This is a genomic window from Streptomyces sp. ICC1, from assembly GCF_003287935.1.
GTDB lineage: Bacteria > Actinomycetota > Actinomycetes > Streptomycetales > Streptomycetaceae > Streptomyces > Streptomyces tritrimontium.
The window spans coordinates 282,410-293,705 of the sequence record NZ_CP030287.1; the positions used below are offsets into that span (position 1 = coordinate 282,410).

10 protein-coding genes are annotated in these 11,296 nt (G+C 70.3%); 4 read left to right on the top strand and 6 right to left on the bottom strand.

Translation table 11 applies throughout. From position 1 onward, the window contains the following. Positions 1-118: 118 nt before the first annotated feature. The 4 genes from DRB96_RS01310 to coxB all read right to left on the bottom strand — a co-directional run bounded on the left by DRB96_RS01310 (position 119) and on the right by coxB (position 4,611). Positions 119-1,363 (bottom strand): Ig-like domain-containing protein, encoded by a 1,245-nt coding sequence (locus tag DRB96_RS01310; protein WP_112446377.1) that lies wholly within the window; start codon positions 1,361-1,363, stop codon positions 119-121. Positions 1,364-1,514: 151 nt separating this feature from the next. Continuing rightward, positions 1,515-1,913 (bottom strand): cytochrome c oxidase subunit 4, encoded by a 399-nt coding sequence (locus tag DRB96_RS01315; RefSeq protein ID WP_112446378.1) that lies wholly within the window; start codon positions 1,911-1,913, stop codon positions 1,515-1,517. Continuing rightward, positions 1,910-3,640: a cytochrome c oxidase subunit I gene (ctaD, locus tag DRB96_RS01320; RefSeq protein WP_112446379.1), complete on the bottom strand. Its 1,731-nt coding sequence runs from the start codon at positions 3,638-3,640 to the stop codon at positions 1,910-1,912. Before ctaD ends, DRB96_RS01315 begins: the two co-directional genes overlap by 4 nt. Further along, a complete protein-coding gene (gene coxB / locus DRB96_RS01325) occupies positions 3,637-4,611 on the bottom strand; it encodes a cytochrome c oxidase subunit II (RefSeq protein ID WP_112446380.1) in 975 nt (324 codons plus the stop codon). The genes ctaD and coxB overlap by 4 nt, the downstream gene beginning before the upstream one ends. 294 nt (positions 4,612-4,905) lie before the next feature. On the opposite strand from coxB, the gene DRB96_RS01330 reads away from it, so the two are divergent. Further along, the gene (locus DRB96_RS01330) at positions 4,906-6,285 is read left to right on the top strand and encodes a cysteine desulfurase/sulfurtransferase TusA family protein (RefSeq protein WP_112446381.1); all 1,380 of its coding nucleotides are present in this window, start codon (positions 4,906-4,908) and stop codon (positions 6,283-6,285) included. Positions 6,286-6,339: 54 nt separating this feature from the next. Here the strand turns inward: DRB96_RS01330 and DRB96_RS01335 are convergent, their stop codons facing one another. Continuing rightward, the gene (locus DRB96_RS01335) at positions 6,340-7,317 is read right to left on the bottom strand and encodes a carbohydrate kinase family protein (protein WP_112446382.1); all 978 of its coding nucleotides are present in this window, start codon (positions 7,315-7,317) and stop codon (positions 6,340-6,342) included. Between the two features lie 131 nt (positions 7,318-7,448). On the opposite strand from DRB96_RS01335, the gene DRB96_RS01340 reads away from it, so the two are divergent. Next, positions 7,449-7,661 carry a hypothetical protein gene (locus tag DRB96_RS01340; RefSeq protein ID WP_112446383.1) on the top strand — a complete coding sequence of 71 codons (213 nt, stop codon included), beginning with the start codon at positions 7,449-7,451 and terminating at the stop codon, positions 7,659-7,661. A gap of 135 nt (positions 7,662-7,796) precedes the next feature. Further along, complete coding sequence (locus DRB96_RS01345; protein ID WP_162688449.1) at positions 7,797-9,266, top strand: hypothetical protein; 1,470 nt, start codon at positions 7,797-7,799, stop codon at positions 9,264-9,266. Between the two features lie 94 nt (positions 9,267-9,360). Here DRB96_RS01345 and DRB96_RS01350 read toward each other — a convergent pair whose 3' ends face one another. Then, entirely contained in the window at positions 9,361-9,717 is a 357-nt protein-coding gene (locus DRB96_RS01350; protein WP_112453130.1) for an iron-sulfur cluster assembly accessory protein, read from the bottom strand. Positions 9,718-10,045: 328 nt separating this feature from the next. On the opposite strand from DRB96_RS01350, the gene nadA reads away from it, so the two are divergent. Next, positions 10,046-11,233 (top strand): quinolinate synthase NadA, encoded by a 1,188-nt coding sequence (gene nadA / locus DRB96_RS01355; protein WP_204357606.1) that lies wholly within the window; start codon positions 10,046-10,048, stop codon positions 11,231-11,233. Positions 11,234-11,296 lie beyond the last annotated feature (63 nt).

The following is an 11,296-nucleotide window of genomic DNA, read 5'->3' on the forward strand; positions in this document are numbered from 1 at the left end:
GGGCCCTGCGGGCCCCACAGGGGCCGTACGGGCGCAGGACGGGGCGCGGGAGCCCGTACGGTCCGTACGGGCTCCCGCGCCCCGGTGGCGGACCCTGGGGGCCCTCCCGCCCCGGTGGTTACACCTGGGGGCGCAGCCGGGCGTGGTCGATCGGGCTGCGGCCCTCCTGGGTGCCCTTGAGGAGGGCGCTGCCCTGGCGCCAGTCCTTCCAGTCGACGTTCCAGTCGCCGAAGCCGTTGCCGAAGTTGTCCATGTCGTCGCCGATGCTGTTGATCACCTTGACGATGTCGCCCTCGGTGATGTTCTCGTAGAACCAGGCGGCGTTGCCCGTGCTCATGCCGGTGCAGCCGTGGCTGACGTTCTCGTAGCCCTGGGAGCCGACGGACCACGGCGCGGCGTGGACGTATTCACCACTCCAGGTGACGCGAGTCGCGTAGTAGACGGGCAGGTTGTAGTACTCGCTGCCGCCGATGCCGACCGTGTCGCCGCGCATCTGGACGTAGTACTGCTTGCCGAGCACCACCTTGACGCCGTTGCGGGTGGAGAAGCCCGGCTTTCCGGTGGTCACCGGAATGGTGTTGATCACTTCTCCGTTGCGCCTGAACGTGAGGTAGTGCGAGGAGGCGTCCGTGGTGACCTCGACGCGGTCGCCGATCTCCAGCTTCAGCGGCTTGGCCGCGGCCCCGTGGAAGTCGTCGGAGATCTTGACGCCCTCCAGATTGCTCCGTACGGACACCGTGGTGTTGGCGGGCCAGTACTCCTTGGGCCGGTAGTGGACCGTCTTGTCGTCCACCCAGTACCAGGCGCCCTCGACGCCGGAGGGCGCGTCGACGACCAGGCCCCGCTCGATGATCGCGCGGGCGGCCTTGTCCTTCACGGGTTCGTCGAGCGTGGCCGTCAGGGGCTGTCCGACGCCGTACTTGCCCTCGTCCGGGCCGAACTCGACCTTGAGGACCTTCTTGGCCGGAGTGGTGTCGAAGGTGAGCGTGCGCTGCCCCGGGGCTCCCCGGTCGTCCTCCGTGCTCACGAGGACGGTGTAGCGGACGCCCGCGGCCATCGGGACGGTGCTGTGCCACCGGTCTCCCGAGGCGGACAACTCCCCCGCCAGGCGGCGGCCGTGGGTGTCCACGGCGCTCACGTCGGTGATCCGGCCGTCGCCGCTCTTGGCGGTGACCTCCAGGGGCCGGTCGGGGTCGACGGGCCGACCGCCCGAGGACTGGTTGAAGGCGACCAGATCGCCCGCGTCGTGAGGGCGGGCGGACAGCGGGTTGTCATCGGACCCGCATGCGGTGGCGCCGGCCCCGAGGGACGCGACCAGCAGGGAGCAGCCGATGACCGTCCAAAGACGCGGTGATTGCTTCATGGGTCCAACGCTATGAAGATATGACAATTACGGCGCGCGGGGTGACTGCAAACGAGGGGCCCGGACTCCTCCGTTAGAGGTGTCCGGGCCCCACGTGTCAGGCTGCGGTCTCACGTCGCGCCGGCGCGGTGGGCGGCGGACGCGGGTGCGGCTACTGGTTCTGGTTCTCGCCGCGGTAGTACTCGTACACCCAGCCCCACAGGCCGATCAGGATGATCGGGGCCGAGAAGTACATGAGCCACCATCCGAAGATGACGCCCATGAAGGCGAGCGCTCCGCCGATGCCCAGGGAGAGCGGCTGCCAGCTGTGCGGGGCGAAGAACCCCAGCTCGCCGGCCTCGTCGGCGACGTCGGCCTCCAGGTTGTCCTGGGCCATCTCGTCCACGCGCTTGGCCGTGAAGGCCAGGTAGTAGCCGATCATGACCGTCAGACCGAAGGTCAGGAACAGTGCGGTGGTGCCGACGGGCTCCTTCGACCACACGCCGTACACGACGGCCATGATCAGAACGAAGAAGGAGAGCCAGAGGAACATCTTGCCCTGGATCTTCACTTGCCGGCCTCCTTGCCGCCGGTGACTGCCTTGGTGCCGGCGTCGTGGTCCGCGAGGTGGTCGAGGGCCGCGATCTCCGGGTGGTGCAGGTCGAACGCCGGGGACTCGGAACGGATCCGCGGCAGGGTGAGGAAGTTGTGCCGCGGCGGCGGGCAGGACGTCGCCCACTCGAGCGAACGGCCGTAACCCCACGGGTCGTCGACCTCGATCTTCTTGCCGTACTTCGCCGTCTTCCAGACGTTGTACATGAACGGCAGCATCGACAGGCCCAGCAGGAACGAGCTGATCGTGGAGATCGTGTTCAGCGCGGTGAAGCCGTCGGCCGCGAGGTAGTCCGCGTAACGACGCGGCATGCCCTCGACACCCAGCCAGTGCTGCACCAGGAAGGTGCCGTGGAAGCCGACGAACAGCGTCCAGAAAGTGATCTTGCCGAGGCGCTCGTCCAGCATCTTGCCCGTGAACTTCGGCCACCAGAAGTGGAAGCCGGAGAACATCGCGAAGACCACGGTGCCGAAGATGACGTAGTGGAAGTGCGCGACGACGAAGTACGAGTCGGAGACGTGGAAGTCCATCGGGGGCGAGGCCAGGATGACGCCGGTCAGACCACCGAAGGTGAAGGTGATCAGGAAGCCGACGGCCCAGAGCATCGGGGTCTCGAAGGACAGCGAGCCCTTCCACATGGTGCCGATCCAGTTGAAGAACTTCACACCGGTCGGTACCGCGATCAGGAAGGTCATGAAGGAGAAGAACGGCAGCAGCACACCGCCGGTGACGTACATGTGGTGGGCCCACACCGTCACCGAGAGGCCGGCGATCGAGATCGTCGCGGCGATCAGGCCGATGTAACCGAACATCGGCTTGCGCGAGAAGACCGGGATGACCTCGGAGATGATGCCGAAGAACGGCAGCGCGATGATGTACACCTCTGGGTGTCCGAAGAACCAGAAGAGGTGTTGCCACAGCAAGGCGCCGCCATTGGCCGGGTCGAAGATGTGCGCACCGAACTTCCGGTCGGCCTCCAGCGCGAAGAGCGCGGCGGCCAGCACCGGGAAGGCGAGCAGGACCAGGACACCGGTCAGGAGCACGTTCCAGGTGAAGATCGGCATGCGGAACATCGTCATGCCGGGGGCGCGCATGCAGATGATCGTGGTGATGAAGTTGACCGAGCCGAGGATCGTGCCGAAGCCCGAGAAGGCCAGACCCATGATCCACATGTCGGCGCCGATGCCCGGCGAGCGGACCGCGTCCGACAGCGGGGAGTAGGCGAACCAGCCGAAGTCGGCGGCACCCGAGGGGGTGACGAAGCCGGCCACCGCGATGGTCGAGCCGAAGAGGTACAGCCAGTACGCGAACATGTTCAGCCGCGGGAACGCCACGTCGGGCGCGCCGATCTGCAGCGGCATGATCCAGTTCGCGAAGCCCGCGAAGAGCGGGGTGGCGAACATCAGCAGCATGATCGTGCCATGCATGGTGAACGCCTGGTTGAACTGCTCGTTCGACATGATCTGCGTGCCCGGACGGGCCAGCTCGGCGCGCATGAAGAGCGCCATGATCCCGCCGATGATGAAGAACACGAACGACGTGATCAGGTACATCGTGCCGATGGTCTTGTGGTCGGTCGTGGTCATCCACTTCACGACGACATTGCCCGGCTGCTTGCGCCGTACCGGCAGCTCGTTCTCATACGAGTCGGCGGCGGCACCCTGGGATTCGTTGAGGATGCTCACAGTTTGTTCACTTCCGCATTCCGGGCCGGGTCGGTCTGCTGGATGCCGGCCGGGAGGTAGCCGGTCTGACCCTTCTCGGCCAGCTCCTTCAGGTGCGCCTTGTACGCCTCCGGGGAGACGACCTTGACGTTGAAGAGCATCCGGGAGTGGTCGACGCCGCAGAGCTCGGCGCACTTGCCCATGAAGGTGCCCTCTTGGGACGGGGTGACCTCGAAGACGTTGGTGTGGCCCGGGATGACGTCCTGCTTGAACAGGAAGGGGACCACCCAGAAGGAGTGGATGACGTCGTTCGACGACAGGATGAAGCGGACCTTCTCGCCCACGGGCAGCCAGAGGGTCGGCCCCGGGTTGTTGGTCTCCGGGTTCCGGTCGCTGGGGACGCCCTTGGTGTAGACGCCTTCGGCGCCCGCGGGGAAGTCCTTGGTGAAGCGGTCCGGGATGGAGGCGAGTTCCTTCGGAACCTCGCCCGCCTTCGGGGTCGCCGGGTCGCCGTCGACGTCCTCGACGTAGTTGAAGCCCCAGCTCCACTGGTAGCCGACCACGTTGATCGTGTGGTCCGGCTTGGCGGAGAGGGAGAGCAGCTTCGACTCGTCACGCGCGGTGAAGTAGAAGAGCACCGAGACGATGATGAGCGGGACCACGGTGTACAGCGCCTCGATGGGCATGTTGTACCGGGTCTGCGCGGGGACCTCGATCTTCGTCCGGCTGCGCCGGTGGAAGATGACGGACCACATGATCAGGCCCCACACCAGGATGCCCGTGATCAGCGCGGCCGCCCAGGAGCCCTGCCAGAGGGAGAGGATGCGCGGCGCCTCCTCGGTGACCGGAGTGGGCATTCCGAGGCGGGGGAAGCTTTTCCAGTTGTACGAGCAACCAGTGGCGGTCGCCAGAACCGCGCCCGCAGTCAGCGCCTGCAGCAGCTTCCGCCGCATCGGGCGCCGCGGCGAGCGGTCGGAGCCGTAGGGACTCACGTAGCGCCTTCCCGAGAGTCTCGGCCCGCGCGGCCGGCCGCGGCCGTGTTCAGGTCGGTCGCCGGCCCTGACGCAGGCAGGGGTTTGGATGTTTATGCGGACCAAACCCTACTGGACGCTATTTGGGGTCGCGCGGGGAGGGTGCCCAACGCGCCGTTACTGACCCCGAAGGGATGGATCCGCCGTACGGGGGACGGCCCAACCGGCCCCGAATGGCGGCCTCCCGAGGACAACTGACGCCCCCTGACCTCGGCCGACGGCCGGGCCGGCGCGGCCGCCGGTTAGCGTGGCCGGATGCCGTACTTCGACACCGCGTCCGCCGCCCCGCTGCACCCCGTGGCACGCCAGGCCCTCCAGGCCTCCCTTGACGAGGGCTGGGCCGATCCGGCCCGGCTGTACCGCGAAGGGCGGCGGGCCAGGCTGCTGCTGGACGCCGCGCGGGAGGCGGCGGCGGAAGCGGTGGGATGCCGCCCCGACGAGCTCTCGTTCACTCCTTCGGGGACGCACGCGGTTCACTCGGGCGTGGCGGGGGTGCTCGCGGGACGCCGGCGCGTCGGCGGGCATCTGGTCGTATCGGCGGTCGAACACAGTTCTGTACTGCACGCGGCGGAGGTTCACGCGGCGGGCGGCGGGACGGTCGACGAGGTCCCGGTGGACCGGCTCGGCCGGGTGGCCGCGGCCGGCTACGGGCAACTCCTGGGCCCGTCCACGGCGCTGGCCTGCCTCCAGTCGGCCAACCACGAGGTGGGCACGGTCCAGCCGGTGGCCGAGGTCGCCGAGGTCTGCGCCGCCGCCGGGGTCCCGCTGCTCGTGGACGCGGCGCAGTCGCTGGGGTGGGGGCCGGTTCCGGCGGGCTGGTCCGTCCTGTGCGCGAGCGCCCACAAATGGGGCGGCCCGCCCGGGGTGGGGCTGCTGGCGGTCCGCAAGGGTGTCCGGTTCTCGCCCCAAGGCCCGCTCGACGAAAGGGAGTCGGGGCGCTCCCCCGGCTTCGTCAACCTTCCGGCGGTCGTCGCGGCGGCCGCCTCCCTGCGGGCGGTGCGCGCCGAGGCGGACGCGGAGGCGGCCCGCCTGCGGGTGCTGGTGGACCGGTTGCGCCGGCGGGTCGCCCGCCTGGTGCCGGACGTGGAGGTGGCGGGCCACCCCGACCTGCGCCTCCCGCACCTGGTCACCTTCTCGTGCCTGTACGTCGACGGCGAGACGCTGCTCCACGAGTTGGACCGCGCGGGCTACTCCGTCTCCTCCGGCTCCTCGTGCACCAGCTCGACCCTGACCCCGTCCCACGTCCTGCGGGCGATGGGGGTGCTGTCGGAGGGGAACGTACGGGTGTCCCTGCCGCCCGGTACGACGGCGGCCGAGGTCAACGGCTTCCTGGAGGTCCTGCCGGGGCTCGTGGCGGGGGTCCGCAGCCGGCTCGGCGCCGTGGAGGAGGCGCCGGCCGCGCCGGACGCGCAGTCGCTGGAGCTGGACGCGCTCGGGCTGCGGTGCCCGCAGCCCGTCATCGAACTGGCGCGGGCGATCGGCCGGGTGCCGGTGGGGGGCACGGTGACGGTGCTGTCGGACGACGAGGTCGCCCGGCTGGACATCCCGGCGTGGTGTTCGATGCGGGGTCAGGTCTACGTGGGCGAGAGCGCCCGCGAGCGGGGCGTCGCGTACACGGTCCGTCGGGCGGTGTGACCGCGGGCGGGGCCGGAAGCATCCGGCCCCGCCCGCAGCACTAGGCGTGCGGGGCTACGCGGCGAGGTGCGCCTGGACCTCCGCCGCGGCGGAGTCCCCGTAGGCCTTCGTGAAGCGCTCCATGAAGTGCGCCCGGGCCAGGGTGTACTCCTGCGTGCCCAGGGTCTCGATGACGAGCGTGGCCAGCATGCAGCCGACCTGCGCCGCGCGCTCCAGGCCGACGCCCCAGCCCAGGCCGGTCAGGAAGCCCGCGCGGAACGCGTCGCCGACGCCCGTCGGGTCCACCTTCGCGGTCTCCTCCGGGCAGCCCACGACGATCGGGTCGTGGCCGACCCGCTCGATCCGGACGCCGTTCGAGCCCAGCGTGGTGACCCGGGTGCCGACCTTGGCGAGGATCTCCGCGTCCGTCCAGCCGGACTTCGACTCGATGAGGCCCTTCTCGTACTCGTTCGAGAAGAGGTACGTCGCGCCCTCCATCAGGGTGCGGATGTTCGCGCCGTCCATGCGGGCGATCTGCTGCGAGAAGTCCGCGGCGAAGGGGATGCCGCGCGTGCGGCACTCCTCCGTGTGGCGCAGCATCGCCTCGGGGTCGTCCGCGCCGATCAGGACGAGGTCCAGGCCCCCGACCCGGTCGGCGACCGCCTTCAGCTCGATCAGGCGGGCCTCGCTCATCGCGCCCGTGTAGAAGGAGCCGATCTGGTTGTGGTCGGAGTCCGTGGTGCACACGAAGCGCGCGGTGTGCAGCACCTCGGAGATCCGGACCGACGCGGTGTCGACGCCGTGCCGGTCCAGCCAGGCGCGGTACTCGTCGAAGTCGTAGCCGGCCGCGCCGACGAGGACCGGGCGGGTGCCGAGCTGCCCCATGCCGAAGCAGATGTTCGGGCCGACGCCGCCCCGCCGTACGTCGAGGTTGTCGACGAGGAAGGAGAGGGAGACCGTGTGCAGCTGGTCCGCGACCAGCTGGTCGGCGAAGCGGCCGGGGAAGGTCATGAGGTGGTCGGTGGCGATGGAGCCGGTGACTGCGATGCGCACGGCGTGGATGCTCCTGCGGAGGACGGCGAGGGGACATTCAAAACTACCCGGTCGGCGGCGTGCGGCCGACCGGCAGAAACTACCCCGTAGTAGGCCTTTCTTCGCCCGCCGTGCCGTGCCTACCGTGCCCCATGACCTACACCGATGGCTTCGGGTACGCCGATCTCGCCGACGCGCGCCCCGGTTTCGCCCGGCTGCTGGGCGACTGCGCCCGGATGGCCCCGCACTGGCGGGTCTCCGCGGACCCCCGCCCCGCCCGGGTGGCGCCCTCCCAGATCCACGGGATCCGCGTCCCGGCGGCCTCGGCGCGCCTGATCGCCTCCACGGCGGCCTACGGCGACTGAGCCGGGCCCGAGCCCGGATTTTGGAGCCGGATTCGGAGTCCGGAGCCCGGAGTCCGGGGCTCCGGTGGAACCGGATCCGCGCCTGTTCCGTCACACCCGCATCACCCACGGCGGGACGGGCAAAGGAGCGATGCGGTGACCAGCGAACAACCCGGCACATCCGGCACACCCGACACGACACGCGCCACACCACGGCGGCCGGCCTGGGTGGTCGGCTCGATCGCCGCGGCCGTCCTGCTCACCGGCGGCGGCACGGCGTACTGGGCGTCGACCGCGCACGGGGACGGGCGCAAGGGGGACAGCGCGGCCTCGGCGCCCCGCGACGCGGCCGCTCCGACCGGGCCCGGCATCGCACCCGGCGAGCCCGACCCCGCCGGTGACGGGGTCACCTACACGGCCGACGTCACACTGCCCGACGGCCCGGGGACCGCTCCGGCCTTCGCCGCGCGCGGCGAGGTGGCCTCGGCCGAGGTGGCCCGGCTCGCCGCGGCCCTCGGGCTCTCCGGCGCGCCCCGGCTGACCGGTGAGCTCTGGCAGGTCGGGGAGGGCGCCGACGGGTCCGGGCCCCTGCTCACGGTGAACCGCAAGGCTCCCGGAACCTGGAACTTCTCCCGCTTCCAGGTGGGCGGGACCGGGGACGACTGCGTGCGCGGCAAGGACACCTGCGGCCCGGCCACGCTCCCCCAGGGCGGGGCCGCGGACTCCCCCGGCGCCGCGGGCTCCCCCGGCTCCGCCGCGGGCAGCCCGGTCTCCGAGGAGGCCGCCAAGGCCGCCGCCGCGCCCGTGCTGGCGGCGGCCGGCCAGGGCGGGGCCAGGCTCGACGCGCGGCTCGTCCAGGGCTCGGTGCGGGTGGTGAGCGCCGACCCGGTGGTCGGCGGACTGCCCACGCAGGGCTGGTCCACCCGGATCGGCGTCGGGGCGGACTCCAAGGTGGTGACGGGCAGCGGCGAGCTGACGGCCCCCGTACGGGCCGCCGAGCAGCCGGTGACCGGCGCGGTCGACGCACTGGCCCGGCTGAACGACAAGGGCAGGGGGGCCGACGGCACCGGCCCCGGCCCCAGCGCGTGCGCCACGAGCGTGCCGCTGGCTCCGGACACCCCGGTCGGCGCCACGGACACGCTGCCCTGCAACCCGGAGCCGCGGCCGATGAAGCCGCCGCGGACGGAGTCGGTGCGGGGCGCCGAGCTCGGGCTGGTGGCGGGCACGGTCGACGGGGGCCGGGGGCTGGTCCCGGCCTGGCTGTTCGAGGTGGCGGGCAAGGACGGCGGTCCGGGCCGCACGGTGGCCCAGCCGGCGGCCGTGGCCGAGGATCCCCCGGCGTCGGCACCGCCCGCGGCGGGGCGGACCGTACCGGGATTCTCGTACTCCGAGGCCGACCGGACGCTGACGGTGAACTTCTGGGGCGGGGTGTGCAGCACGTACGCCCTGGAGGTCCGGGAGCAGCCGGAGACGGTGATGACCAGGATCACGGACACCCCGAACAAGCCCGGCCAGTCCTGCATCATGATCGCGCAGGAGATGACGGTGACGGCGAAGCTCCAGCAGCCACTCGGGGACCGCAAGGTGATCGACGCGACCACGGGCAAGCCGCTGGCCCGGCAGTAGCCCGCGGACGCCGGCGCCGCAGCCACGGCACGCACGAGAGGGGCCCGCCGCCGGATGTCTCCGGCGGCGGGCCCCTCTCGCGGTCCCGTCAGGCTTAGCTGAAGGAGTCGCCGCAGGCGCAGGAGCCCGTGGCGTTCGGGTTGTCGATCGTGAAGCCCTGCTTCTCGATGGTGTCGACGAAGTCGATCGACGCACCGTGGAGGTAGGGGGAGCTCATCCGGTCGGTGACGACCTTGACGCCGTCGAAGTCCTTCACGACGTCGCCGTCGAGGGAGCGCTCGTCGAAGAAGAGCTGGTAGCGCAGGCCCGAGCAGCCACCGGGCTGGACGGCTACGCGCAGGGCCAGGTCTTCACGGCCTTCCTGCCCCAGCAGGGTCCTGACCTTCTCGGCGGCGGCGTCGGACAGGAGGATGCCGTCGCTCACGGTGGTCTTTTCGTCCTGTACGGACATCTGCATTCACTCCCGAAGTGGGCGGCTCCCCGCGCGGCGGCGGGGAAACGTCGGACTCTTGCCGTCGGTGGCAACGAGCGGGACCTCGGATTCATTCCGGGGCCCGACGCTTGTCTCAGATATTCCATGCTCGCACACCGCCGCGCGGCGGGGACCCCTATCGCGGGCGAGTGCCCCCCACCCCCGGCGGGCGAATTCGTCACATCGACACTATCGGCATCGTCAAAGTGACGTGAAGCGGTTATGATAGATAACGTCAAATAGACGAGAAGTCGCAGTGATGTCGAACGCGATGTCTTCAGAAGTCCCTTGTCGCAGAACAGAAAGGGTGCGTGTCGTGACCACCGCCCAGCCTTTGGACGTCCAGCCGACGCCCCTCGCCTTGCTGCTGCTCGGCCGCGAAGCCGACCCCAAGAGCGAGCGCGGGGTGGAGTGCCCCGGCGATCTGCCTTCGCCGTCCGACCCGGACCTGGTGGCGCGCGCCCGCGCCGCCAAGGAGAAGCTCGGGGACAAGGTCTTCATCCTCGGCCACCACTACCAGCGTGACGAGGTCATCGAGTTCGCCGACGTCACCGGCGACTCCTTCAAGCTCGCCAAGGACGCGGCCGCCAGGCCGGAGGCCGAGTACATCGTCTTCTGCGGCGTCCACTTCATGGCCGAGTCCGCGGACATCCTCACCTCGGACGACCAGAAGGTCGTCCTGCCCGACCTCGCGGCCGGCTGCTCGATGGCCGACATGGCCACCGCCGAGCAGGTCGCGGAGTGCTGGGACGTGCTGACCGAGGCCGGCGTCGCCGGCAGCACGGTCCCCGTCTCGTACATGAACTCCTCGGCCGACATCAAGGCCTTCACCGGCAAGCACGGCGGCACGATCTGTACGTCGTCCAACGCCAAGAAGGCCCTGGAGTGGGCGTTCGAGCAGGGCGAGAAGATCCTCTTCCTCCCGGACCAGCACCTGGGCCGCAACACCGCCGTCCGCGACATGGGCCTGTCGCTGGACGACTGCGTGCTCTACAACCCGCACAAGCCGAACGGCGGCCTGACCGCCGAGCAGCTGCGGAACGCCAAGATGATCCTGTGGCGCGGGCACTGCTCCGTGCACGGCCGCTTCTCGGTCGACTCGGTGAACGACGTGCGCGCCCGCATCCCCGGCGTGAACGTGCTGGTCCACCCGGAGTGCAAGCACGAGGTCGTGGCGGCCGCGGACTACGTCGGCTCCACCGAGTACATCATCAAGGCGCTGGAGGCGGCCCCGGCCGGCTCCAAGTGGGCCATCGGCACCGAGCTGAACCTCGTACAGCGCCTGGCGAACCGTTTCGCCACGGAGGACAAGGAGGTCGTCTTCCTCGACAAGACGGTCTGCTTCTGCTCGACGATGAACCGCATCGACCTCCCCCACCTGGTGTGGACCCTGGAGTCCCTGGCCGAGGGCAACCTCGTCAACCAGATCCAGGTCGACAAGGAGACCGAGAGCTTCGCGAAGCTCGCCCTGGAGCGGATGCTCGCGCTTCCGTAGCCCGCGGCCCGCACGCCGTGACGCCCGAAGGGCCGCCCCTCCGCGGAGGGGCGGCCCTTCGGC